The organism is Acidihalobacter yilgarnensis (genome assembly GCF_001753245.1).
Taxonomy (GTDB): domain Bacteria; phylum Pseudomonadota; class Gammaproteobacteria; order DSM-5130; family Acidihalobacteraceae; genus Acidihalobacter; species Acidihalobacter yilgarnensis.
In genome coordinates, this window is sequence record NZ_CP017415.1 from 1856623 (window position 1) to 1881935 (window position 25313).

Sequence of the window (25313 nt, forward strand, 5' to 3'; positions counted from 1 at the left end):
GGATGTATAAGGCATGATCCGACATCAAGGCGATGAAGACCGGCTGCACAGTAGGCAGAGCGTGGAAGCGGCCGTTGCCCGCTTGCGTGATCGCTTTCCCTTGGAGCGGAGCGTGATGGCCTTGCCGAGTGACGCCCTTGCGGCTTATCGCCGTCTGATCAATCACTGGTGCGATACCGCAGGCCCGCTTGCAACCGATGCGCTCGGTTCCGAAAACCTGCATGCCTTACTGGCCATCGATGCAGTGGTTGATCAATCCGGGCAACTCGGATGTTACCCGTTCAGTGCCTTGCCGACAGGCATACAGGTCCAACTCGGCAACCGTTCGGTTCATGCCATGTGCGCAATCGACGCCCTGGCGGTTTCGCGCGTCAGCGGCCAGGCGAGCCAGATTGCCGCTTCATGCGCCTTGTGCGATACACAATTGGCTCTCGGAATGCAAGCCAACGGTGGCTTGCGTGAGACGATGGTGTATGAGACAGCGGTTATCTGGGCCGACGAAACACAGGCGTGCTGCAGCACGAACGCATGCTGCGACACCTTATGTCCGAGTATTCGTTTCATCTGCCGTAGTTGCACTGAAAGCGGAAGCCAAGGCGGTGAAGTTTATACAGTGGCCCAGGCCGCCGTAATTGCCAATGCTTTTTTCGGATTTCAAGCGCGGCTGCGAAACCTGGAGATGGGATAGTGAGGGCTTGCGGATGAACACGGACGGGAATCCCACGTGGACTATCGGACGGTTGGCCGCTGCTGCCGGTGTGCACGTGGAAACCGTCCGCTATTACCAGCGACGTTCCCTACTACCCATCCCGTCACGCGGTTATGGCAGTATCCGCCGTTATTGCCAAGAGGACCTTGAGCGCCTGAATTTTATCCGTCACGCGCAGCAGGCCGGATTCAGTCTGCATGAAATTGCCGAGCTGCTTGCCCTGGGAGAAAAGCGTTGTCACGAAATTCAGATGATCGCAGAAAGGCGTTTGAAAGAGGTTAGCGTGCGGATCGAATCTCTACATCGAGTAGAACACCAGCTGTCGGGATTGATCGACGCGTGCAAGCGGGGAGGAGAAATGGATACGCCGATCGATTGCCCGCTGTACCTGAGAATCAGGGAGGACTGAACCAATGTTCACAAACTGGCAGGCCAGTCACGGCGGCTTGAACGATGTTTCGCCGCGGGCAGTCTGATGAGACCACAGTCCGCGATAAACAAACTATCGGCTACTTACTTAACGCCCGCGCGAACAATATGTCAGCCCGCCCATCTAAAACGAACACTCTTGATCACCGCAATCGTGGGTTCCTGGCTCACACTGTTTAATTTGGGCGATCGGCTGATGATGGGCGACATCACTGCCTGGATCTGGCTGAAGGTTAGCCTCAATTATCTTACACCTTTTATCGTATCCAATTTGGGGCTACTGAGCTATCGGGCTTGACACCAATGAGCTCGGACTGGTTCTCGAAAACGAATAGCCCTCTGGTCGAACGAAATATTGATCCACGGAGCAGACAATAAGTATGCGTAAGAAATCCATCATGGTTTTATTAGGGTTGTCGCTCTTGATCGGAGTGTCGGGATGGGTCAGCTGGAAATTCGCTGGGGCGCCATCGACCGAACACTCTCAGACATCAGCACGAACCCAAACGTCGGCAAAATTCCACCCAGTGCCCGCCCCGGATGTTTCATTTGAAGTAGCGGGGAAGAAAGCATCGATCAGCCAGTACGCGGGACACAAAATCATGCTTTGGTTGTTTTCGACATGGTGTAGCAGCTGCGAGGCCGGACTCAAAGCGCTGGCCAAACACCGCCTGGAATTGGCGCAGGATGGCGTGACTTTGATCGTATTGGATAATTACAAGAACGACGGATATCCGGGTCTGACAACCGATGAATTTGTGCAAAAGGTCGCGCCTGAGCTGGAGAGCACGTCTGGCTGGATATTCGGGACAGCGAGTAAAACGCTTGCCGAGACCTACAACCCGAAAGGATTCCCTGACATCTATTTTCTGATCGACAGCAAAGGGCTGATCCAGGCAGTCAGTGGCTCCCCAAACGTCACCATGCAGAAAATTCTGAGGTTTGCGAAGACAGGCCAATAACGTGAAGGGATGAAATGCAGCCGATAGATTATCCCTGGCGATCCATAAGGTCTTGCCTGGAGGACACGCGCATGTTGTATGAACTTGCTACTACGCTCAAACGCCTCTGGACGGAACCTGTTGGGCGATGGACTGTTCTCATGGCCTTCATCGTCCTGTTCCCGCTCTATGCCGTCACCTTGCCAGCCTCCCTGACCGGTGGACATATCGGCTGGGACAGTCTGCGCCTGCTCGCACCAGGGCAAGCGGTATTTGCCTTTTGCCTGGCGGTCTTGCTCGCACTCACGCTGGCCACGATGGTGCTATTGATACGCCATGGGCAACGTGCCAGCAAGAGTACTGGGATAGGTGGCGCCCTGGTCGCATTCTTCGCGCCATTGCTGTGCTGTAGCCCCCTGATTCCCTTGGGCTTGGGGGCCTTGGCCGTCGTTTTCCCGGCCGTGGCGGGATTTGCCCCAGGGATCATCCAAGGGTTTATCGCGACCCACGAATTCGAAATCGAACTGTTTGCGGTGGCATTGAGCTTCATCGCCTTCTGGCAAAACGCCAGGAAGCTCGCGCATGGCCCTGCTTGCACGATTCGATGATTGGCCTGCAAGAGGCCGTGATTCTAGGCGATTATCCGGGTTCGACCTTCGACGAGGGCCATTTGCCTGGCGCCATCAACATCGTATCGGGCGAGATCCCGACACGCTCACGCGTCGTCGGAGACCGCGGCGGTGCATCGCCCATGAGGGGGTGAGCCCTCAGCCCCGAATCAGCCGCAGGAATTCCGCGCGGGTATCCGGGTTGCTGCGGAACTGGCCGAGCATCACCGAGGTGGTCATGCTCGAATTCTGTTTCTCGACGCCGCGCATCATCATGCACAGGTGACGGGCTTCGACCACCACACCAACCCCGTTGGCGCCGGTGACGGCTTGCACCGCTTCGGCAATCTGGCGGGTCAGACCTTCCTGTATCTGTAGCCGCCGCGCGTACATATCGACGATGCGCGCGATCTTGGATAGCCCGAGCACCTTGCCATTGGGCAAATAGGCGACGTGCGCCTTGCCGATGAAGGGCAGCACATGATGCTCGCACAAAGAATACAGCTCCACGTCGCGCACCAGCACCATCTCGTCCATCTCGGATTCGAACAGGGCGCCGTTGACGACCTCCTCCAAGGTTTGGCGATAGCCGCGCGTCAGAAACTCGAAGGCCTTCGCGGCGCGTTGCGGTGTATCGCGGAGTCCATCACGGTCGAGCGGCTCGCCGGTGGTCGCGAGTATTTCCCGATAATTGGCCTCTAGATCTGTCAGGCTCATAGCTGGTTCTCCTGTCGACGGCATCATGCCGTCATCCGATCGCATAGTGGGCGCCGCCGCACGGGGCGTGGATTATACGCCGAGGTGTCGCTTATGGGTGACGGTCGGTATCTTGCTTGACAGCGGCGATTCCATTTGACTGCTAAACTGCGCTTTCCCATTTTTTCGAGTCCCGAGGATCACCCGTATGAGCAGCGATAAGCCACGCTGGCAGACGATCATCGAAAATCACACGCGCAACGCGGTTGGCAATACCGAGCGCGAGGAACGCCTTGCCCGCTATGCCGCCCGAGAAATGGCGCGTGCGGACCATTTGAGCAAGACCCTCGGCGAGGTGGTTGCCACGATCGACGGCAATCTCGGCAAAGATGCGGAGATGGACGAATTTCTTGGCAACATCAAGACCTACATCCTGCACAACATCAACACAGCCAATCAGGTTGCTTTCCGCGCCCAGCGCGAAGATAGCGACCCGGCCTCCAGCACCCACTAGCGCCAGTTCGCGCGTAGCTGCTCGCGGTTGAGCATCAGCCACTGCAGGGCGATGATGCTCATGGCATTGTCGATCAAGCCCCGCTGCATCTGATCGATGGCCTCATCGGCCGGCACGAGAAATGCTCTGATGTCCTCGCCCTCATCGGCGAGACCGAAGATACCGCCTTGGCCGCGACTCTCCATGCGGGCCGCGAACAGGCTGACCCGTTCGGTGCTCCCGCCGGGGCTCGAATAGTACTCGCAGATCGGCAGAATCTCCTGCAACGCGCAGCCGGCCTCCTCGAGCGCCTCGCGCCGAACCACCGCCTCCGCCTGCTCACCCGCCTCCACCAAGCCGGCGATGATTTCAACCAACCAGGGGCCATGCGGCGAATCGATCGCCCCAATACGAAACTGTTCGACCAGCATCACCTGATCCGTGATCGGGTCGTAGGGCAACACCGCCGCCGCGCGACCACGGACCATCAGCTCGCGCGTGATCGGTTTCCCCATGCCGCCGGCGAACAGGGCGTGGCGCACGCGGTAGCGGACCAGCTCGTAGAACCCCTTGAAGCACTGAACCTTGTCGAGAATTTCCCACTTCATCGCACAATCGCCTTGTCATCGAGAATCCGGGCCCGCCCGGAGGCGAGTTCACGTAAACTAGGCGGCCAATCAAGCACCACCAATATCACACAGCAACATGCCGGACCCGCAACCCACACCGCTCAGCCCGCGACAGCGCCTATGGGCCTACTGGCACGCATTGGTGCACGAGCATGGCTGGGTCCGTATTCTGCTGACCACCAACTACCATGCCGTCGGGCGCCGGGCCTTCCGCTCAGGGCAACTGCCACCCTGGACCCTGGTCAAGTGTATTCGGCGCGACGGCTTGCGCACGGTGGTCAACCTGCGCGGCCCCATCGATACCCCGACACTGGCACTCGAACGCGAGCTTTGCGCGCGCGAGGGCGTCAAGCATGTCGATCTGCGTCTGTTCTCGCGCGACACTCACCGCCCCGAGGCATTACTTGAGGTCAAACGACTGCTCGCCGAGATCGAATACCCGGCACTGTTTCACTGCATGTCCGGGGCCGACCGTGCCGGCTTCATGGCAACGCTATACCTGCACTGGATGGAAGACGTAGCGCTGACGCATACCCGGCAGCTTCGCTTCTGGCCATTCTGGCATTATCGCCATGCACGTACCGGCCTGCTCGACCACTTCTTCGAACGCTATGAACTGGCCCGTCGTATATCCGGCATCAGTCTGGAAGACTGGATTCGTACCGAGTATCGGCAGGAAGACATCCGTGCGAGCTTCCGCAGCAACCGCTGGTTCAATGCCCTCGTCGACCGCATTCTGCGACGTGAATAGCCTACGCAGCTCAGTACCAGTTTTCCTCGCCCTCCGGGCGGGTGCGAAATAGCTTCAACGTCCAAAGATAGTGCGCTGGATGGCGCGTAATCTGCGATTCCAGGGCCTCATTCATGCGCCTTGCATCGCGTGCCGGATCGCCGGTCGGAAAGTCTGCGAGGGGCGGGTCCAGAATCACGCGGTAACACGATGTCGCCGCATCGTAGACCGTCATCGTCGGCAGCACCACCGCGCCGCTCGCACCCGCAAGTCGGCCGATGATCGGCAGCGTGGCTTTGCTCTGGCCGAACAAGGGGACGAATACGGAACGTTCGCGGCCATAGTCCTCGTCCGCAAGGTAATACAACACACCGCCATCGCGCAGCGCGCGTAACAACCCGCGAAGGCCGGATTCACGGGAAATCGGGCGATTGCCGAAGCGGCTTCGCCCATGGCCGATCAGCCAATCCGCCAACACGTTGCCGAAGGGATTGTAGGGCCCGGCCATCGGCACCTCCATAGCCAACCGTGGCGGCGCGATGTCGAGCGCAGCGGTATGCGCCACCATCAGAATCACCGGGTGTCCCGCCTCACGCGCGGCCGTCAAATGCTCCAAACCTTCTATCGCAACCTCGCGTTCGAGGCGCCGACGGCTACCGAACCAGGCCAAGGGGTAGTCCCATATCCCCTGCCCCATCAGCTTGAAATGCTCGCGCAGCAACGCCTCGCGTGCCGTCGCATCGAGCGCTGGCCGGCAGCGTTCCAGGTTGATCAGTGCGACGCGACGCGGGGTGCGGTTGAAGTGCCAAGCCAGTGAGCCCAATCCTCGACCGACGATGCGGCGTAGCCGACGCGGCAGCAGCAGATGGCTGAACTGGATTAGGCCGACGAGGCACCAGCCAGCCCAGTAACGCGGCGCCAGCGGCGGCCGAGTCGGCTCAACCACGAGAATTCCGGACGAGTGCGTTGGCTGAATACACAGGAGTGATGAACATGGCGCGCGATGTTAGCACAGCGGCTCACGACGACAGGATAGCGGTCAATGCGGCTCGACGAAAATCAGGCGGACGCCGACCAGCACCAGCAGGCCGCCTAAGATGCGGCTGAACCAGATCCTGACGCGATGTCGGTGCAATCCCGCGCCCAGTCGGGCGACCGTGACCGCGACGCCGAGATTCCAGAGCGTGCCAGTAAGATTGAACAACAGTCCCAGGAATAGAAAGGCCAGCGCTTTGTGTGGCGCATTGGCCGCGACGAATTGGGGCAGAAATGCCAGAAAGAACAAGGCCACCTTGGGATTGAGTGCATTGGTCAGGCAACCTTGAACAAATACCCGCCATAGACTTGCCGGCGCGAGCCGCCGGCTCTGATCGGCGTCAGCCAGCACCGGCCCTCGCATCAGCCCGATACCCATGTAGATCAGATAACACGCGCCCAGAATCTTGACCACGGCGAAGGCGGTTGCGGACGCCGCTACCAGCGCGGACAGGCCTATCGCCGCGGCCGTCGTGTGTATCAGACAGCCCGCACTGACGCCGATCGACGCCATCGCGCCGGCGCGCCAGCCCTGTTGCAGGCTGCGACTGGTGATATACAGCGTGTCCGGTCCGGGCGTGATGTTCAGCAGCAGGCCGGAGAGCATGAACAACCCAAGATCGTGTATACCGAACATCCGGGCGCCTCGTCGCGTGAATTGCTTTCGGCCGCAACCAACTTTCAGACCGTTCAGGGCGTAGTGACCGCCAACGGCAGATCGAAATGGAAGGTGGCGCCTTGCCCCGGCGTGCTCTCAAAACCAATACGACCACCATGCCGCTCTACAATCTCCTTGGAAATCGCGAGACCCAGCCCGGTGCCGCCCTGCTGACGCGTATCGGAGGCATCTGCCTGGGAAAACTTCTCGAATACGTGCGGTTGATATTCGAGCGGCACGCCGGGGCCATCGTCGCTGACACTGACGCGGACGGCCTGTTCCTCCTCACGCACAGACACTCTCACCTGCCCACCTGCCGATGAATATTTGATCGCATTGGAAAGCAGGTTGGTCAACACCTGAATCAGGCGATTTTCGTCGCCGAATATACGGATCTCACCCAATGTATCGGGCACTCTGGCGAACTCGATGTTGGATTTATCCGCATAAGGCTGATTCGTGCGGAGCACTTTATCGATCAAATCATGCAGGGCGACAGGCGCCATTTTCAGCGACGCGCCCGTCAACTGAATTTTATTGATATCCAGTAAATCGTTCACCAGAAGCTCTAACCGCTGGGTATTCTCGCAAGCGATTCTGGCCATTTCTACGCCATTTTCGGTCAGCGTGCCCAGCTTGCCGCTCGCGATGAGACCGAGCGCACCCTTGATAGACGTCAATGGGGTACGCAGCTCGTGACTGACGACTGCGATGAATTCGTCCTTGAGTCGCTCGGTTTTCAGGCGTTCCGTCACGTCGTTGAAAATAACCACCGCGCCGACGAGCGTACCTTCCTTCCAGATCGGTGTTGTGACGTATTCGACGGGAAAGCTCGTGCCGTCCTTGCGCCAGAGCACCTCGCTATCGACACGACGAACACGCCCGTCGCGCAATGCCATAGACATGGGGCAATCCGCCACGGGATAAAGCGAGCCATCCGGGCGATGATGATGCGTCAGCTCATGCATCGAGCGCCCTAGCAGCTCAGAGGCTGCGAAGCCCAGCATGCTGCTTGTGGCCGGATTAACGAAGGTCGCACACCCATCCAGGTCCAACCCATAAATCCCCTCGCCGGCGGAGTCGAGCAGCAAACGGAGTTGACCCTCCGTGTCCGCCAAAATATCCGCCGTACGATTGATCTGCCAGGCCGCCAGCATCACGAAGGCCATGAGTACCGCCGCCAGCACCACCGCCATCGTCGCAGTCGAATAGGCCTCGGATTGCCAGCCGTCTTCTGTGAGGTAGGTGCCGGCAGCGATGATCAGGAAGGGTACGATCAACACAAAGGGCAGCGCCGAACGCGCAAATCGGCTACCAATGCCGGGAGCCACCAAGACCGCGTAAATCCCCGTTCGCGTCCTATCCACAAATAGCGCGAAGACTAACAAGGCCATCCCTACCAGGGTCTGCGGCGAGGTGCGAATTGTCGGAGATTGCCCGAATAAATGGCTGGCGTTGAACAGATAACCGGCCAAAATCACCAGCACCATGACCAATAACCCGCCAACACAGATATCCACGGCATAATTCAGCCACCGACTGGGATGCTTCTGAAACGCTAGCGGAAATCCCATGAATAGGAAAAACAGGGCGGTCTGCACGGACATGGAGCCAGGCACTGCCGCTGCGGTGTGCGTCATCAAGATCGTATTGATCCACAATGCCTTTCCATTCAAGTGGCCAAGCAGTGCGGCCAAGGCCAGCAAAACGATGAATGCGCTGCCGAATTTCGCATACAGCCGATGGCGATGCGATAAGGCGAGGACTGCCGCGCTCAACAACAAACCCAGCGCGGTATTGGCCTTCATCAGGGACCATGTCGCTGGTAGCCGATTGCCGATCTCCGTGACTTGCCAGGCGACCAGGATGACCGACGCAAGCAAGGCGGTCGTAACCACCGCGACGTGCCGCGCGACACACAAATAAGCCTCACGCCTGGATGAGGCACGAAGCGCTGAGGTGGCCGGCTGATCGGCAATAATCGTTGGCTCATCCATCTTGGTCGAATCCATCATCCCTTTAAGATAGCCAGTCCGTGCGAGGTCGTTACGGCATCGTGCCCCGACACCTCGTTGGTGACGCGATGTTCAGGACACAAGCACGGTTGCTTAGTCTCCGGCCACGCTGGGTGGCTCAAAAATCTCGCGGAATGTGAAGGCCTCGGCCGAGATCCCTTGCTCGCGCAGTAATCCTAATCGCTCCACCGCTTCAGCAACGTTCGGACGGTGGCCTTGCGGCACCCACCAAAGCACCATATAGGCCGCTTCCATGGACTCAAACCAATCACGCCGACGGCGCATGATCTCGGTGTGAGCGGAACGATAGACGAAATCCTTCAGCGCCCCGACATCTACCCATAGCGATAGATTGATCAACATTTGATCGCCCAGCGGCCGCAATGCCGTGGCATCCCCACCCTCGGTCTGCAGGCGCCACACGAAACCTGGCGATTGCTCGGCCAATGTGTTGATGCGGTCGAGATTGGCCACAAAATCGGTCATTTCTGGCGCGTCGAGTGGGGTTTTCATCCGGGCCACATTCAGTTGCGCGAGTATATGCGTCGTCATGGCTTTAACCTTATCTATCCGAACCGGAAGGATAGTGAATCAAATTGTGGAAAACGACCGGTTCAGCCACCATATTGCGATAACCGTGCGCTACGTCTCCGGCGAAGCGGACCGAATCGCCGCCACGCAACGAAACCCAGCCCCCGTCCAACAACAACGCCATTTCGCCAGAAATCACGGTGACGTGTTCGATCACACCGGCTTCGTGCGCCTCCGACAGGTGAGTCGTATCGGCCGGCAGAGTCAGTTCAAACCACTCAAAGCCCAGGCGTGCGTCGAAGCCAAACAATGTTCTGATCCGCATGCGCCCATCGGTCCAAACCGCATGAGTATCGCTGCGACCGATATCCGGCTGCTCAACCCTGAGCGGCGGTGCGATCAAGGCCGAAATCGATAGACTGAAACCCGTCGCGATCTTCCACAACGTGGCCAGCGTGGGACTCGATTCGCCGCGCTCGACCTGACCCAGCATGGCCTTGCTGACACCGGTCGCCTCCGCGGCGCGATCGAGACTCCAACTTCGCGCCAGACGTAGAGCCTTCAGACGCGCACCGATCGCTTCATGGGCCCCCGCCGTATCGGCATCGCTCACCCGACTGCTCATAGACCCATCTCCCGATACTAACCCGACTTTTCAGCATTGTACGTCATAACGCACAATGCTAGGCTGGCCCGAATATGCGTCATAACGCACGCCGTAATCGAGGTTGCCAGTGTCCAAACATTCTTCCATAACCCTGCCCGCTGTTTCGCATGTGAGCGCCGGTTTTGTCGCCGTGCTGGTCGGTTTCGCCAGTGCCGTGGTCATCGTCATCCAAGCCGCGCAGGTTACCGGTGCAAATTCCACCGAAATAGGCTCCTGGATACTGGCCTTGGGGCTTGGCATGGGGCTGACCAGCATCGGGTTATCGTTATATTACCGAGAGCCTGTACTCACTGCGTGGTCCACGCCTGGCGCTGCCCTGCTGGTAACCGGGCTTGGCGGCATCGGCCTTAGCGACGCGACTGGGGCATTTCTGTTCAGTGGATTGCTGATCGTGCTCGTCGGCGTCTCCGGGGTATTTGAGCGCCTGATGCATCATGTCCCCGGATCACTCGCATCGGCCATGCTCGCGGGTATTCTGCTGCAGTTCGGCTTGCAGGCATTCACCGCCATGCATCAGGATTTCAGCCTGGTCGCGCTGATGCTCCTCACATACCTCGTCGGCAAACGCTTGCGCCCCCGTTACGTCATACCCCTTGTACTGATCGTCGGTCTGCTCTATATCGCCTTCAGCGGGCAACTACACGGACACAGCGTTCACCTCGCGCTGGCACGACCGGTATTCACCTGGCCAAGTTTTTCTCTGCCGGTGCTCATCAGTGTGGGTGTTCCGCTGTTTATCGTGACCATGACCTCGCAGAACATCCCAGGCCTGGCGGTGTTACGCGCCAACGGTTACCAGACACCAATATCGCCATTGTTGACCGTGACCGGTTTGGCCACACTGATCCTTGCCCCCTTCGGCGGCTTCGCACTCAATCTTTCCGCGATCACCGCCGCGATCTGCCTGGGCGAAGAAGCCGGAGCCGAACGCAATACGCGCTACCTGGCCACAGTCGCCGGCGGTTTTTTCTATATTCTCATCGGATTGTTCGGCGCGACCATCGCCGCACTGTTCGCCGCACTGCCCCAAGCCTACGTGTTCGCCCTCGCAGGCCTCGCGTTGCTCGGCACGATCGGCAATAGCCTGCACGGCGCACTCAACGATGCCAAGGATCGCGAGGCCGCGCTCGTAACCTTCCTCGTCACCGCTTCTGGTTTGACCTTGCTCGGTATCGGCGGCGCGTTCTGGGGACTCGTTGCGCGTTCTGGGGACTCGTTGCGGGAGTCGCTACGCGGCTGATATTGAACGCGGGACGCACCGGCAGGTGACTAATATTGATTTATCGAAGCGCCACGTACCATTCTCTTTGGTGTTAGCTGAATATTAGTTTTACGATAAGAAATTTAATGAGCATCACCCTCACACTAGATCAAAAATCACCAGGCTGCTTCAGGCTGTACGCAAAATTTTGCCAACCCGAATTTAAAGAGGCCGCCTGAATCGCCACCTGCTCGCAGCCTTAATGTGTGGTTTTATTTGACTCGGCTGATGGTGAACTTGCCAACACTGACACCCAGATCGACACCGTGGCCTGAACCCGCAAGCGCCAGCGACACGGCACCCTTGGTCAGGACTTGCGCGGAACCCGATTTCCCTAGGCCGGCATTGGCCTCGCCCTGTGCGTACGAACCCAGCACATCGTCAATGTGATGCACATCCGTGAAGGTGCCCACGCCATTGTCGATATGGAACTTGCCAGCGGTGAGGCCGACGCCCCGCGCGGTAATTTTCACGTGCATGGAAGATCCGTCAGTGCAAGTCACCAAACCGCCTCCTTCCACGTGCTTGTAGATGGCAGACCAACTGGTGGTCTTGAAGTGCATTTTGCATTCCAGATTGGCTCCGGCGGCCAATGCATACTGCGGTATCACTGAGCTGATGGCGAATATGCTCAACAGGCTGAATAAAGGTAGATAACGTTTAGTCATGATCTGATCTCCATAATATGATTAAATTCATCCTGCTTTAGTATCGAACTCAGCGATCACCTGTAGGCGGATTTGCCTTCTTGTAGACATTCTGATTATTGCGTCGCTTGTCAGAACCGGGCTTTTCGTGTTTCTCAGATTCGTGTTTGTCGTGACGCAGTTTGAGCTTGTTGGATACATCGCGATTTGAATTCATTATGTCTTTGATTCCTTCGCTTCTGCCCTCGTTGTGAGGGCGGGAATGTTGCGCTGACCACAGCGCAGCCTCGTCACTTACGTGCAATTACTGCTACATGAATTGAATTAGGGGGCGTTGGGTCATTGCACCGTTATTTGGGGATATTGCGTCTACCTCGCAGATTCACGTAAACGCGCCTCTTGAATCGGTGCCATCCGCTGTTACAGTGAAGATTGTGCTTGCGCGGCAAGTGTGTCTGTGCGCTGGCGCACCCACCAATGCCTGTCGGGTGTGATGAGCTGAGATGGGCATCGAATGCCGTGCCGATGAATTTTGCCTTGCAATCAAGGTTAGTCGGTGCGCGGCGAGGCAGTTCAATCCGCTTATGGCGAGCATGCGTGGTCGGTTCTGGCTGCGCTTAGTGGATTGTTTTGCTAGAATATTTTCAGTTTCAAAAGCCAAGGGATAGACATGGTTACAGTGCAAGAGCTGATGCAGAACCTGCTGCTCGCGGCCCTGCCTGCGCAACAGTTGTCACAATGGCTGTCGCATCTGGAGCCTGTCAATATGCCCTTGGGCGAAGTGCTCTACGAGTCCGGTAGCAGTGTGACGCACGTCTATTTCCCGACGACGTCTATTGTGTCGCTCCTGTATGTCATGGAGGACGGCGCCTCAGCGGAGATCGCCGTGGTCGGAAACGAGGGCGTCGTCGGCATTTCGTTGTTCATGGGCGGCGAGTCGACCACCAGTCGAGCGGTCGTACAAAGTGCTGGCCAGGGTTTTCGAATTAATGCCCGCCTGCTGATGCTGGAGTTCTCCCGGGGTGGCCCGGTGTTGCATTTGCTACTGCGCTACACGCAGGCACTGATCACGCAAATGGGACAAACAGCGGTGTGCAACCGCCACCACTCGCTGGATCAGCAGCTATGTCGCTGGCTGTTGTTGAGCCTTGATCGATTGCAATCCAACAATCTGATGATGACGCAGGATTTGATCGCCAACATGCTCGGTGTGCGTCGCGAGGGCGTGACCGAAGCGGCGGGCAAATTGCAGCAAGCCGGACTGATCAAGTACCACCGCGGACACATCACCGTGCTGGATCGGGCTGCACTGGAGCAGCGCGTCTGCGAATGTTACGCGGTAGTCAAACGTGAATACGATAGGCTGCTGCCGCAACAGGGCTTGATCTGAGCGTGCAGGCATCAGGAAATAGGCCCAAATCGTCAACATTGTTCTGAATAATGCCTCAACCCTGATCACCCCGGCAGCGGTGAAGCCGAGAACCGAGCGAAAATGGAGTCACGGTGCAGAGCCAGTGCGGAATCATGATTCCGCCCCCTCCTCAGGTTTCGACTGGCCTTCCGGCTTGACATCAGTTTTTGATTTATCTATCCGATTCTGTCGCTCCGCCTGCTCCTGATCATCAACCGATCGACCCTCCCGTCGGCCCTACTCCTTCATCGAGGTCATGCGCCCGTGTGGCGATCTGCTGTGTCAGATCGGAAATCGTTTTGCCCTTGGCTTCAGCTTCCGGTTCGGCCGCAGATCTGGGTTTGGCACCCGACTCAGACTACAGGTCTTCAGTTCTGATTTCGGGTTTAGCCTCAGGTTTCGATTTGTCCCGGGCTACGGGCTTCATATCCGTTTTGGATTCGGACTTAACTTCGAGTTTGGAACCTTGGCCCCAGCTTTCACTGGATCAAGAAGCCGATAGGCGAGTAGTTTCACGGGGTCGGTCACGAGGAACCACAGCAGCGCATAACCCCACACGAACCCGGCCCAACCCCAGCCCAGTGGCGTCATGAATAACCCATAAACCGCGATCAAGGTCGCCACGATTTGGGTTCCAAGCACTGCTATCCATAAAACCCAGGCGGGTCGTATCGACCAAAATGGGCCGCGCGTGCGTGTCTGGAAAATCGTCAGATGTCCGGCGACCGATAGCATCAGATACATCATGGTCTGGAGATGCGGGTGGTCAAGGTGATAGACCCGATCACCCAGGAAAAACAGTCCGAACGCGGCGATGGGGCCGACAAGACCCAGCACCGTGGCAACCCCCAGCACCATGCGCATGTTCCAGGTCTCGGGCTGGTCCTTGTAGTGCACGTTGTCATAGGCAATGGACAGGATGGCGCCGTCGTTAAGTAAGGCAAGCATCACGATCATGACCGCCGTGACCGGATAGAAGTTGAAGATCAGGATCGAGAGCGTCATGAACAACAGCACGCGCAGCGTTTCGGCGATGCGGTAGATCGCATAGCTGTTCATCCGCTGGAAAATCTTCCGACTCTCCTTGATCGCGTCGATGATCACCGTCAGGCCTGGTGTCATCAATACGATGGCCGCTGCCGCGCGCGCTGCGTCAGTCGCGTCCGACACGGCGATGCCGCAGTCGGCTTTCTTCAGCGCGGGGGCATCGTTCACCCCGTCGCCGGTCATGCCGACGATGTGACCGCGTTTTTGTAGGACATCCACGATGTGGAACTTGTGTTCGGGAAACACCTGGGCGAAGCCGTCGGCCGTCTCGATGGACTCGGCCACCTCCGTGCTCTCCTCCTTTTTCGAGTCGTCCAGGCTGGAGGCATCAAGGATATTGGCGCCCATGTCCAGCTTTTTGGCGGTTTCCTTGGCGATGGCCAGCGCATCGCCCGTCACCATCTTGATCTTCACGCCCATCGCCAACGCGGTCGCGATGGTTGCCTTGGCATCTTCCCGCGGCGGATCGAACAGCGGCAATATGCCGACGAGCATCCACTTGCCTGCTTCATCTGTCCGGGCGACGCCGAGTGACCGAAAGCCGCTCGCCGCAAAGTCGTTGACCGCCTTGTCGACGGCAGATTTGATTTCATCGGCATTGGCGGCCAGCGCCAGGATTACCTGCGGTGCACCCTTGGTTAGCTTGAATTGTTTTCCGTCTGCGCCTTTGACGGTCGCTTCGGTGCGCTTGTGCACCGGGTCGAATGGCTGGAAATGCTTGACCTGATAGTCCTTCAGGGCCTTGTCATCTTTCAGGCCGCCCAGCACGGCCAGGTCGATGGTGTCCTTGTCGTCCGCACGCGACGCCAGCGCCGCATCAAGGATGACCTGCTCGGCAGAGACATTGTTCACGCTGAACGGATCGCCCAGTGTGAGTTTGTTCTGGGTCAGCGTGCCGGTTTTATCCGCACACAGCACATCCACGCCGGCCAATTCCTCAATGGCTACCAGACGACTGACGATCGCTTGCTTCTTGGCGAGCAGGCGCGCACCGACCGCCATGGTCACCGACAATACTGTGGGCATCGCCACCGGAATCGCGGCCACGGTCAGCACCAGGGCGAATTGCAAGGTGGTGAGAATCGGATCGCCGCGGAAAACGGCGACGGCAACGCTTGTAGCCACCAGTAATACCGCGAGCATGATCAGGTAGTTGCCGATCTTCAACACCGCCTTTTGAAAATGGCTGACGGTGTGCGCGTCCTGCACCAGTTCTGCGGTCTTACCGAAGTAAGTGTTCGCGCCCGTGGCGTACACCATTGCACTGCTCTCGCCCCGGCGGATGATAGAACCGGAAAACACTGCGTCGCCCGGTTTGCGTTCGACCGGCAAGGACTCTCCGGTCAGCGCAGACTGATCGATCGACGGGGATCGCTGTCCAGCAAACGCGCATCCGCCGGCACAATATCGCCCAAGCGCATACGAATGACATCCCCCGGCACCAGCTCGCGCGCCGCCGGATTGACCCACTTGCCGTCACGGATCACCCGGGCCTTGACCGCCAACTTAGCCTTAAGGGCATCGATGGCATTACCCGCCGAATATTCCTCCCAAAATCCGACCACGGCGTTGGCCAATAAGAGCACCAGGATGATGAAAAAATCCGGCCAGTGCCCGACCACCCCCGACAGGATCACGGCGGCTTCGATCATCCACGGGATCGGACCCCAGAAATAGCTGAGGAATTTCAGCAGCGGATTGGTCTTCCTTTCCGCTATCTCGTTGGGCCCATATTGGCTCAGCCGCTTTGCCGCCTCGGCCTGGGTGAGACCGTCCGGTGACGATCCTAATTGTTTTTCTACGTCCGCCAAGGGCAGGGATTTCAGATCGCCTTTTGAATCGGGCTTCGGAACTGACTTCGCTTCGAGCGTCTTGGACTGGCCGGTATCGGGTTTCATCAGAGGTATTCCTTCTGTTTTTACGCAACCCAAGGTTTCGTGTTTTTCCGCAAATTCGTTGGCATACCCAAGTCCCTACCCTCGCGGTATGAATCCATTACGTGGCAGCAGAAGCCGCTACGCTTCATCCAACCACATGCGCGTCGACCCAGAGGCGTCCGCGTGATCGAAGTCCAAACCAGCTTGCAGAACGCCGCCCTGCCTTATTGCCACTGTTTCCCCTACCATCGCGAGACGCCCGAGGTCAGCGTAGTGTTTAAGGCCGAACTCAGTGTCCTCTTATTCCGCGCGCGGGCTTCCCAGCCGTAAAAATCGGACATGTCGAACGGGATGCGTTTCCTTCCGTGCTGATGGATGAGTCGCTTGAATGCAGGCGCCTGTGTAACCGTCCTTTACCAGCTTCCCGCTGGCGTGAACGGCGAGCAGCTTGTGGCTGTTTTCTTCATTGCGCGGTATGGCAATTTGGTTCCTTTGGCTCACTTCAGGTAAAAGGACGATCCGCGCATCGAATGAGTGTCATGTAGCCTTTCAATGCAATGATGCTTTCCATTTCCAGTTACGAATCTCCGGCATATCCTCGCCATGCTTGTCGATGTAATGCTTGTGTTCGATGAGCTTGTCTTTGAGCTGCTGCTTCAGGTAGATACCCTTGTCTCCGGTCTGCGGCAGGCGGTCAATGACGTCCATCACTAAATGGAAACGATCCAGGTCGTTGAGCACCGTCATGTCGAAGGGCGTGGTGATGGTGCCCTCCTCCTTGTAACCACGCACATGGATGTTGTGGTGGTTGGTGCGTCGATAAGTCAACCGGTGGATCAGCCACGGGTAGGCGTGGTAGGCAAAAATTACGGGCTTGTCCTTGGTGAAGAGTTCGTCGAAGTCGGTGTCGCTCAAACCGTGCGGATGCTCGAGTTGCGGCTGTAACTTCATCAGATCGACGACATTGACGACGCGGATTTTCAGTTCGGGCAGATGTTCGCGCAGGATAGAGACGGCAGCCAGCGTCTCGAGCGTTGGCACGTCCCCACAACAGGCCATGACCACGTCGGGCGCAACGGCCTGGTCGTTGCTGGCCCACTGCCAGATACCGAGACCTTCGCTGCAGTGCTTGACGGCAGCATCCATGCTTAACCACTGAGGCGCCGGGTGTTTGCCCGCGACCACGACGTTAACGTAATGACGACTGCGCAGGCAGTGGTCCATCACCGACAGTAGGCAGTTGGCATCAGGCGGTAAGTAAACCCGAACCACCTCAGCTTTCTTGTTGACGACGTGGTCGATGAAACCGGGATCCTGATGCGTGAAGCCGTTGTGATCCTGGCGCCAGACATGTGAGGTCAGCAGGTAATTCAACGATGCAATTTTACGCCGCCACGGCAAATGCGCGGTGACCTTGAGCCACTTGGCGTGCTGATTGAACATCGAGTCGATGATGTGGATGAACGCCTCGTAGCAGTTGAACAGCCCATGCCGACCGGTGAGCAGGTAGCCCTCCAGCCAGCCTTCGCATTGGTGCTCGCTCAGCATCTCCATCACGCGGCCGGCGGGCGCAAGAAATTCGTCGTTCGACACGGTCGCGGCGTCCCATTGGCGCTGGGTCACCTCAAACAGCGCCTCTAAACCGTTGGAGACTGTCTCGTCGGGACCGAACACTCGAAAATTCCGCTGCTCACGGTTTAGCTTCGCCACATCGCGCAGGAACGGCCCGAGCAGATGCGTGTCACCGACGCCAGGTGCCCCCGGCACAGGCACATCGGCCGCATAGTCGCGGAAATCAGGCATGCGCAGATCGCGCATCAGCATGCCACCGTTGGCGTGCGGATTCGCGCCCATGCGTCGTTCGCCCCTGGGCGCGAGTTCGGCCAGTGCCGCTTTCAGGCGACCCTGTTCATCGAACAGTTCCTCTGGCCGGTAACTCCGCATCCAGTCTTCCAGCAGCTTGAGGTGTTCTGGTTTCTGGTGCGGATGGAGCGGCACCTGGTGTGCATGGAAGGTGCCTTCCACCTGCAGGCCATCGACCACCTTCGGCCCAGTCCAGCCCTTGGGTGATTTGAGGACGATCATCGGCCAGCGCGGACGCGTGGCGTCATTCTGGTTACGTGCATGGTTCTGAATGTGCTGAATCTCTTCAATGGCTTTATTCAGCGCGCCAGCCATGAGTTGATGCATCATTTCCGGCTCATCCCCTTCAACAAAATGGGGTGTCCAGCCGCAGCCGCGCAGAAATTGCTCCAGTTCCTCATGCTCGATGCGAGCCAGGACGGTGGGGTTGCTGATCTTGTAACCATTGAGGTGCAGGATCGGCAGCACCGCACCGTCGGTAATCGGATCAAGAAATTTATTGGACTGCCACGCCGTGGCCAGCGGTCCGGTTTCTGCCTCGCCATCACCGACGACGCAGGCCACGATCAGATCGGGATTGTCGAACACCGCACCGAATGAATGGCTGAGCGAATAACCCAGCTCGCCACCCTCGTGAATCGAACCCGGGCATTCCGGCGAAGCATGGCTGGGTATGCCGCCGGGGAACGAAAATTGAAGAAACAGCTTCTGTAACCCCGCCTCATCCTGGCTGATGTTCGGATAGATCTCGCTGTAAGTGCCCTCGAGATAGGTGTTGCCGACCACGGCCGGACCGCCGTGACCGGGGCCGGAAACGTAGATCATGTTGAGGTCGTATTGTTTAATAATCCGGTTCAAATGCGCGTAGATGAAGTTCTGCCCAGGCGTGGTGCCCCAGTGGCCGAGCAGCATCTTTTTCACATTCTCTATCTTAAGTGGCTGCCTGAGCAGTGGGTTGTCGTAGAGAAAAATCTGGCCAACCGACAGATAGTTCGCGGCGCGCCAGTAAGCGTCGATCTTGTGCAGCAGGTCAGGCGTGAGCGTGTTGGTCGTCATGGTCTATGTTTCCTTCGTTGATAGGACATGGACAACAGATTTGGCAATCATCAATGCCTCGTTGGTGTGGATGACTCGCACTTCGACGAGGCCATTGTCCGCTGAAATCAGCGCTGAGCTCTCTGCGTTTCGCTCATGGTTGAGTTCGATGCCGAGAAAGCCTAATCCGTCGCAAACCCGTTGCCGGACAAGCGACGCGTTTTCGCCAATACCACCAGCGAACACCAAGGTATCCAAACCGCCCAACACCGCTGCGTAGGCACCAATGTATTTCTTTACCTGGTAGCAAAACAGGTCAATCGCTTCCGCCGCACGTACATCCCGCCCTTCGCACGCCAACAGGTCACGCATATCAGAACTGGTCTCTGATACACCGAGCAGACCAGACTGAAAATTGACCATCTCGTTAAATTGCGTCGCACTCATATTCTCGCTGCGCGCCAGATAGCCAAACAGCCCCGGATCCAGATCGCCCGAGCGAGTGCTCATCGGTATCCCTGCAGTCGGGGTAAAAGCCATACTCGTGTCCACGCATTTTCCACCCCCTATCGCAGCCAAGCTCGCGCCATTGCCGAGGTGGGCGAGGATGACCCGCCCGTGCGCCGCTTCAGCTCCCGCCAAGCGGGCCAGCTCTTCCATCAGAAACGCATACGACAATCCATGGAACCCATAGCGCCTCACACCCTGCGCTTCGTAGCGGCGCGGGAGCGGCAACAGTTGCGCCACCCGCGGCAGGTCATGATGAAACGCTGTGTCGAAACACGCCACCTGGGGCAAATCTGGAAACCGATGATGAAACGCCTCGGTCAACATAATTTCTTCTGGCAGATGTTCGGGATCGAAAGGGCTGAGTTCTCTCAGTTCCTCAACCATTTCCGTGGTGATTCGCTGCGCCTCGCTGTATTTAGGCCCACCATGCACCACGCGATGTCCCACCGCGATCAAGGCATCACGACTGAGGCGTTGCTCGATCCAATCCATTAACACTTCCACTGCTGCCTTGTGATCTTGAGCCATCACCGACCGCGAAAAGTTATCCGCCGGCTCCACGCCCTTCACTCGCAAAATAGCCTCGGGCAATCCGATCCGCTCAATCCCGCCCTCCAGCATAAGTTCCAGCGGATCACCCGCCTCGAACAACGCGAACTTGATACTCGACGAGCCACCGTTGATCGTCAGAATCCGTGAATTCGCAGATTTCATAATGTCCTCAAGTGCTTTCCTGTACGCCAGTGTTCCTCAATTTGTTCCAGGGTTTTCCCCTTGGTTTCCGGCACCAGGAAAAACGCAAACAACCAGGCCCCGATGCTGATGGCGCCGTATAACCAAAACGTTGCGGCCTTACCTAGAACCTGCGTAAGTGTCAGGAACGATAAGGCCACCATCAGATTCGCCCCCAATTGACAATCGTGCCCACACTCATGGCCCGGCCACGGATGGCCAATGGATAGATTTCCGAGAGGATAAGCCAGAATATCGGGCCGAGCCCTACAGCAAACGAACCGACATACAACATCAGGCTGGTCACGGCGATCCAGCTCAGGCTGCCAGACAATTGCGGCAGCGAAAACGCCAAACCCAACACACCCAAGCTGATCGCCATGCCTGCCAGACTGATCAAAAGCAGTGGTCGACGGCCAACCCGGTCTATCAGTTGCATCGCCACCAGCGTCAGGACGACGTTGACGACGCCGACACCGACGCTGGCCAGAATCGCCGCCGATGCCGAAGACAACCCGGCGAACTTGAAAATCGTCGGGGCGTAATAGATGACCGTATTGATACCGGTGATTTGCTGTGCGATGGCCAGTCCCACGCCGACGACCATCGCCATGCGCAACAGCGGGCTGAACAATGCGGACCAGTTTCCCTTTTGCTTTTTCACGCTTTGCTGAATCTGATCCAACTCGCACTCGACTTCATCCGGGTCGCGAATCCGTTTCAGCACCGCTCGAGCCTGATCCTCGTGGCCACGAGCCGCTAGCCAGCGCGGGCTGTCGGGGATAAAAAACAGACCCATGCCAAACGCGGCGGCGGGAACCACCGCCATTGCAAACATCCAACGCCATGCCTGCGAAGCGGCGAAGGCGTAGTCCACCAAATAGGAAATGACAATGCCGCAGGTGATCGCGAGCTGATTGATCGAAACCAGTTTCCCGCGAATAGCGACTGGGGCAATCTCGGAAATGTAGAGCGGCGCAACAAATGAAGCGATGCCGATGGCGATACCGGCAATGATCCGGGCTGTAATCAACCACATCGTGCCCGGTGCCAGGGCCGCGCCGACGGCGCCCAGGCCGAAAACAATCGAAGTACCGATCAATAATCGACGGCGGCCCAAGTGGTCAGCCAAAATACCACCGGCTGCCGCGCCGGCCAGTGATCCCAGCAAGACGGAACTGACCACGATTTCTTCCATGCCCGCCGAAAGCGAAAAAGCTTTTTTGATGAACAGAATAGCCCCGGAGATGACGCCGATGTCATAACCGAACAGCATCCCACCTAACGCCGTAATTGCTGTGGCGAGATAGACAAAATATTCCCCATCCGTCCGCGCTTTATTTTCCATGGGTCCCATTCCTTTACGCCCGGTCCATGCCATCCCGGTGCCCCGTCGCAATACGAGCCTTTCAATCTTTACCTTACCAATGGCTGGCGCCCGGCCATTAGCGAGTGAATTTGATCTGTCCACCTGCAAGCACCGACTGGGTCGGAAGCTCGGCGAGAAAAATCCTAAACCATCATTAAGCGTCTTAAATGTCTTGACGCGTTCCCCAATCATCCACCGTCCAATAAATAATGGCTAAAGTTAGCGTTTCGCCGCGCAGAATATTTCAGAGTGGCAGCAACGCAGCTTATGCTTGAATCTCGAGATCAGGTGCAAGGAAAGCATTTTCTCCTTCAGATAGCATTGCATGAGATATCTGTAATTACATTGTCGATGACCGCGATCATGGCGCCCCCCCGGCCCTTTGACGATTTTCAGTTTGCCCAGCTTCCGGATGACAAACTTCTGCCAAGCATTGCCCCTTTTCAGCGACAGTGTGATGACGATGGCGGTAACGACGTACACCAGTGCCAGATAGTAAAGATTCATCCAGTTGCCGATGGCCTAGCCCGAGAGGCCGAAAGCTGAAACCATAAAATCCGGTGATCGGATTCATGGCAAAACCCTGCTAAAGAGGGTTGCAACCGTTAGAAGGTATCGATCGCGGCGAGTCATTACTGTGCGGCAGCGAACATACGAGGGATTACCAATCAGTCAGAGTTCGACACTCACATCAAACTGGACTCCTTGCTTAAACATGGGCATACGCCAAACGCGTAGTAAGGCAAAAAGTCTTCTCAAGACCTAAAGGCGTGATGAAAGCACCCGGTACGGATCAAATCAAACGTTGATGGAGGCCGAATTTGGATGCTGTCAAGATGACCCCTGATGAGCACGATGATTCCGCTGCATTTTCGGTCAGAGGAGGTGTTTAGATTTAATCGATTGATTTTTATAGCGCAAACGATGTCATCCATGATGATGAATCGTGTGCGGTTTCAGCCTGCATCGATACTCTGATGGGCTTGGGATCGACTGACTCACCCGAGCCTAAATGCTGGTCATCTTGAAGCCATTAGTGATTCTTGAGAATCGCGTGATCACCACTGTGTTCCAATTTCTCATTGAGAAGGCCGATTACCTCGGTAGCAACACCGACGATTTGGCTCGTTCCGAAACCACTTTCAGTCATCTCGCGGTAGATCGTCTTGGCGAGGATTTTGGCCAGATGCACGGGGTCCGGACTTAAAGGCGATACCGCCCTTCCCCCTTCTCTTCCAACGCCAGAGCCACCTGCATAAGGCGGGAACGCAGGACGTTCTGCAGTTGCGCGACATGAATGGATTTGCCTACAAATAAGGCAAAAATACTGAGCAAATCCAGATCGCGCCGAATGAAGACACGCTCGTCTAGCGGACTGGACACGTTAAATACACCGATCACCTTGTCGTTCAAAAAGATTGGGGTGGAGACAAGGCTACCTGGGCGATCATGGGCATGACGCGCCACGCTCATGAACGGGGAACGAGCGATATTTTCGATCAGCAACGGCTCGGCAGTCGCGGCAACATGACCAGAAATGCCTTCGTTGAGGCGGGTGAACTGTGCGTACGCCTCTTGCGGTAGCGCACCGTAGTGCGCGTATACACGTAAGCCTGGCTCGTACGGCATCCCATCTGCCACTTCCTCATCGCCAAGTAACATGATGGAGCACATACTCGCGCTCAACAGCTTGGCAGCCATCTCGGCTAACCCACCGAGGGCATCTTCAAGATTTCCGCGTCGCTCAATCAGCTCGGAAGCACCAATCAGACGGACGATAAAATCAGTGTCGTAAGCCATGTTGGACACCTGAGTACAATCGACGAGTTTCACCGAGCAGGTGACGTGCCGTCAGTAACAAAAACCTCTCGTTCATCATAGGCCAGTGACTACTGGCATGTTGAATGTTTTGATACCCACGTACTGGTTTCACGAAACCACGGCCAAGCAGAGCCCTCGGCGAGGATCATGGGATAGTGCCTCCTGGTCACTGCGCGATCGATATTTGCCCATTGGGAACCACAACTCAGACAGGTAGTGCCTTGGGTCTGCCCCGAGCACCTCGTCGTGGCTTGAACAGCGCACGCCGAAGCTAAATGACCCTGTTGCGGCGCACTAACGCTATAAATCACTGACCTGGGATAGCAGCTCGGAGATGGCGGATAACAGTCACTTCAACTTAGCCGATTTTTCCCCGAGCATACTCAGCCTTTTCGCAACAGCAGGATCAGCCCGATCAATAGCGCCAACAATGTCACCCACAGCGTGATGGCAATGCGCGTGGCTTTCACTGCCCGATCTGCCTCCCACCAGGTGGCCGGTCGAATGCCCTGCACTAGAAACGTCGTCACACCGGCAAGGTTCACGCAAACCAGGTTCAGCAGGAACAGCGACAACGCACCCATAGCCAACGCCGGATGCCCGCTGCCCAGCAGCAGCCCGAACGCCACCAGAGGCGGTAACAACGCCACCGCCACCATCACGCCGATCAACGTCGCAGACACACCCGTCGTGAATGCCAACGCCCCCGCCACACCCGACGCCAAGGCCACCACGATGTTGCCCAACCTTACCCCACCACGCGACGCAAGTTGTGGCGATGTCGGGTCCACATGCAGCAGCATGCCGATGATCACCGCCAAGACGATGGCCGTCGCAATTCCGGCCAGAGCTGTCAGGAGCGCGTGCCGAAGCAATGTCAGGTCGCCCAACGTCGTACTGAGTGCCAACGCCATATTCGGCCCGAGCAGGGGCGCAATCACCATCGCTCCGATGATGATTGCCACGCTGTTGTAATACAGACCGATGGCGGCCACGACGGTGGACAACGCCGCCATGGCAAGATAGACCCTCGAAAGCTGCGCGGCATCCTTGATGTCTTCGTACAATTCCTCCCGGCCAATCCGCCCCGGTGTTTTTTCCTCTGATGTCGGTTGCCCAGGCTGGGCCACCGACTCCGGCTCCGCTCGCGGTAAAGTCGCCTCGACAGGCAGAATCACCACCCGGTTACCCGCCTCACCGGTGTACCGTTTCCCCAATAGATCCAGCACAGCTTCGTTCTGTTCCGCATCCAACAAAATCCGCACCAATACTTCCCCGCCCGACAATCGAAGCTGACGATGTTCCAGCACAGATTGCTCTTTAAGAAGCTCGCGGACTTCTTCGCCGTCCTTCTCCTGCAACACCATCTCAATTAGCCGCAGCGCCATCGTGGTGTCACCCTTTTTATTTTCAATTACGGATTTCAGTCATGTCCTGACCGAGCTTGTCGGGCGTTACCCCGTTAACGCGAACACTACCTAGATGGCCGATCATGGCCAAAAAGGACTGTCATGTCCAAGCGAATAAAGTTCAGCAAAGCGTTAAAACGTGAGGTGGGCACGTTGGGTATCGTCCACCAAAGTGGCGAGACTGAAAACC

The 25313-nt window shown here is 57.3% G+C and carries 25 protein-coding genes and 1 pseudogene; 10 read left to right on the plus strand and 16 right to left on the minus strand.

Annotated features, from left to right (window positions below):
- Positions 1 to 13: 13 nt before the first annotated feature.
- From merB to BI364_RS17895, 5 genes are all read left to right on the plus strand, one after another.
- The gene (merB, locus tag BI364_RS08855; RefSeq protein ID WP_070078432.1) at positions 14 to 688 is read left to right on the plus strand and encodes an organomercurial lyase; all 675 of its coding nucleotides are present in this window, start codon (positions 14 to 16) and stop codon (positions 686 to 688) included.
- Between the two features lie 13 nt (positions 689 to 701).
- Complete coding sequence (locus BI364_RS08860; protein WP_070078433.1) at positions 702 to 1118, plus strand: MerR family transcriptional regulator; 417 nt, start codon at positions 702 to 704, stop codon at positions 1116 to 1118.
- A 400-nt stretch (positions 1119 to 1518) separates the two neighbouring features.
- Positions 1519 to 2100: a peroxiredoxin family protein gene (locus BI364_RS17405; protein ID WP_083251277.1), complete on the plus strand. Its 582-nt coding sequence runs from the start codon at positions 1519 to 1521 to the stop codon at positions 2098 to 2100.
- Between the two features lie 71 nt (positions 2101 to 2171).
- On the plus strand, positions 2172 to 2687 hold the full coding sequence (locus tag BI364_RS08875) for a hypothetical protein (RefSeq protein WP_156782681.1): 516 nt from the start codon (positions 2172 to 2174) through the stop codon (positions 2685 to 2687).
- Positions 2684 to 2842, plus strand: coding sequence for a rhodanese-like domain-containing protein (locus tag BI364_RS17895; protein WP_156782682.1), 159 nt, complete (start codon positions 2684 to 2686; stop codon positions 2840 to 2842). The genes BI364_RS08875 and BI364_RS17895 overlap by 4 nt, the downstream gene beginning before the upstream one ends.
- A 4-nt stretch (positions 2843 to 2846) precedes the next feature.
- Here BI364_RS17895 and folE read toward each other — a convergent pair whose 3' ends face one another.
- The gene (gene folE / locus BI364_RS08880; RefSeq protein WP_070078436.1) at positions 2847 to 3404 is read right to left on the minus strand and encodes a GTP cyclohydrolase I FolE; all 558 of its coding nucleotides are present in this window, start codon (positions 3402 to 3404) and stop codon (positions 2847 to 2849) included.
- 187 nt (positions 3405 to 3591) lie between these two features.
- Here folE and BI364_RS08885 point away from each other — a divergent pair, with 187 nt between their 5' ends.
- The gene (locus BI364_RS08885) at positions 3592 to 3897 is read left to right on the plus strand and encodes a hypothetical protein (protein WP_070078437.1); all 306 of its coding nucleotides are present in this window, start codon (positions 3592 to 3594) and stop codon (positions 3895 to 3897) included.
- On the opposite strand, the gene BI364_RS08890 is transcribed toward BI364_RS08885, so the two are convergent.
- On the minus strand, positions 3894 to 4484 hold the full coding sequence (locus BI364_RS08890) for an NUDIX domain-containing protein (protein ID WP_070078438.1): 591 nt from the start codon (positions 4482 to 4484) through the stop codon (positions 3894 to 3896). The genes BI364_RS08885 and BI364_RS08890 overlap by 4 nt on opposite strands.
- 97 nt (positions 4485 to 4581) lie before the next feature.
- On the opposite strand from BI364_RS08890, the gene BI364_RS08895 reads away from it, so the two are divergent.
- Positions 4582 to 5256 (plus strand): tyrosine-protein phosphatase, encoded by a 675-nt coding sequence (locus BI364_RS08895; RefSeq protein ID WP_070078439.1) that lies wholly within the window; start codon positions 4582 to 4584, stop codon positions 5254 to 5256.
- A 10-nt stretch (positions 5257 to 5266) separates the two neighbouring features.
- Here the strand turns inward: BI364_RS08895 and BI364_RS08900 are convergent, their stop codons facing one another.
- The 5 genes from BI364_RS08900 to BI364_RS08920 all read right to left on the minus strand — a co-directional run bounded on the left by BI364_RS08900 (position 5267) and on the right by BI364_RS08920 (position 10099).
- Complete coding sequence (locus BI364_RS08900; protein ID WP_197495646.1) at positions 5267 to 6181, minus strand: LpxL/LpxP family acyltransferase; 915 nt, start codon at positions 6179 to 6181, stop codon at positions 5267 to 5269.
- Between the two features lie 93 nt (positions 6182 to 6274).
- Positions 6275 to 6907 carry a LysE family translocator gene (locus BI364_RS08905; RefSeq protein ID WP_070078441.1) on the minus strand — a complete coding sequence of 211 codons (633 nt, stop codon included), beginning with the start codon at positions 6905 to 6907 and terminating at the stop codon, positions 6275 to 6277.
- Between the two features lie 53 nt (positions 6908 to 6960).
- Complete coding sequence (locus BI364_RS08910) at positions 6961 to 8925, minus strand: sensor histidine kinase (protein WP_197495647.1); 1965 nt, start codon at positions 8923 to 8925, stop codon at positions 6961 to 6963.
- A gap of 111 nt (positions 8926 to 9036) precedes the next feature.
- Positions 9037 to 9495 carry a DUF3291 domain-containing protein gene (locus BI364_RS08915; protein WP_070078443.1) on the minus strand — a complete coding sequence of 153 codons (459 nt, stop codon included), beginning with the start codon at positions 9493 to 9495 and terminating at the stop codon, positions 9037 to 9039.
- 10 nt (positions 9496 to 9505) lie between these two features.
- Positions 9506 to 10099 (minus strand): helix-turn-helix domain-containing protein, encoded by a 594-nt coding sequence (locus BI364_RS08920; RefSeq protein WP_070078444.1) that lies wholly within the window; start codon positions 10097 to 10099, stop codon positions 9506 to 9508.
- A 109-nt stretch (positions 10100 to 10208) separates the two neighbouring features.
- On the opposite strand from BI364_RS08920, the gene BI364_RS08925 reads away from it, so the two are divergent.
- Complete coding sequence (locus BI364_RS08925) at positions 10209 to 11381, plus strand: benzoate/H(+) symporter BenE family transporter (RefSeq protein WP_233279472.1); 1173 nt, start codon at positions 10209 to 10211, stop codon at positions 11379 to 11381.
- Between the two features lie 233 nt (positions 11382 to 11614).
- On the opposite strand, the gene BI364_RS08930 is transcribed toward BI364_RS08925, so the two are convergent.
- A complete protein-coding gene (locus tag BI364_RS08930; protein WP_070078446.1) occupies positions 11615 to 12070 on the minus strand; it encodes a hypothetical protein in 456 nt (151 codons plus the stop codon).
- Positions 12071 to 12719: 649 nt separating this feature from the next.
- On the opposite strand from BI364_RS08930, the gene BI364_RS08935 reads away from it, so the two are divergent.
- Positions 12720 to 13439: a Crp/Fnr family transcriptional regulator gene (locus BI364_RS08935; protein WP_070078447.1), complete on the plus strand. Its 720-nt coding sequence runs from the start codon at positions 12720 to 12722 to the stop codon at positions 13437 to 13439.
- Positions 13440 to 13883: 444 nt separating this feature from the next.
- Here BI364_RS08935 and BI364_RS08940 read toward each other — a convergent pair whose 3' ends face one another.
- On the minus strand, positions 13884 to 15869 hold the full coding sequence (locus BI364_RS08940; protein ID WP_267887979.1) for a plasma-membrane proton-efflux P-type ATPase: 1986 nt from the start codon (positions 15867 to 15869) through the stop codon (positions 13884 to 13886).
- Positions 15851 to 16405, minus strand: coding sequence for a cation-transporting P-type ATPase (locus BI364_RS18930; protein ID WP_197495649.1), 555 nt, complete (start codon positions 16403 to 16405; stop codon positions 15851 to 15853). Before BI364_RS18930 ends, BI364_RS08940 begins: the two co-directional genes overlap by 19 nt.
- A 162-nt stretch (positions 16406 to 16567) precedes the next feature.
- On the opposite strand from BI364_RS18930, the gene BI364_RS17900 reads away from it, so the two are divergent.
- Positions 16568 to 16714, plus strand: a complete 147-nt coding sequence (locus BI364_RS17900) for a hypothetical protein (protein ID WP_156782683.1) — start codon at positions 16568 to 16570, stop codon at positions 16712 to 16714.
- A 219-nt stretch (positions 16715 to 16933) separates the two neighbouring features.
- Here the strand turns inward: BI364_RS17900 and BI364_RS08945 are convergent, their stop codons facing one another.
- The 6 genes and pseudogenes from BI364_RS08945 to BI364_RS08970 all read right to left on the minus strand — a co-directional run bounded on the left by BI364_RS08945 (position 16934) and on the right by BI364_RS08970 (position 25102).
- Positions 16934 to 19303: a phosphoketolase family protein gene (locus tag BI364_RS08945; RefSeq protein ID WP_070078448.1), complete on the minus strand. Its 2370-nt coding sequence runs from the start codon at positions 19301 to 19303 to the stop codon at positions 16934 to 16936.
- Positions 19304 to 19306: 3 nt separating this feature from the next.
- The gene (locus tag BI364_RS08950) at positions 19307 to 20506 is read right to left on the minus strand and encodes an acetate/propionate family kinase (RefSeq protein WP_070078449.1); all 1200 of its coding nucleotides are present in this window, start codon (positions 20504 to 20506) and stop codon (positions 19307 to 19309) included.
- A pseudogene (locus BI364_RS08955) lies at positions 20503 to 22085 on the minus strand (sugar porter family MFS transporter). Before BI364_RS08955 ends, BI364_RS08950 begins: the two are co-directional and overlap by 4 nt.
- Positions 22086 to 22112: 27 nt before the next feature.
- Positions 22113 to 22400 carry a hypothetical protein gene (locus BI364_RS08960; RefSeq protein ID WP_070078450.1) on the minus strand — a complete coding sequence of 96 codons (288 nt, stop codon included), beginning with the start codon at positions 22398 to 22400 and terminating at the stop codon, positions 22113 to 22115.
- A 696-nt stretch (positions 22401 to 23096) separates the two neighbouring features.
- The gene (locus BI364_RS08965) at positions 23097 to 23693 is read right to left on the minus strand and encodes a GAF domain-containing protein (protein ID WP_083251280.1); all 597 of its coding nucleotides are present in this window, start codon (positions 23691 to 23693) and stop codon (positions 23097 to 23099) included.
- A gap of 404 nt (positions 23694 to 24097) precedes the next feature.
- Positions 24098 to 25102 (minus strand): TIGR00341 family protein, encoded by a 1005-nt coding sequence (locus BI364_RS08970; protein WP_070078451.1) that lies wholly within the window; start codon positions 25100 to 25102, stop codon positions 24098 to 24100.
- Positions 25103 to 25313 lie beyond the last annotated feature (211 nt).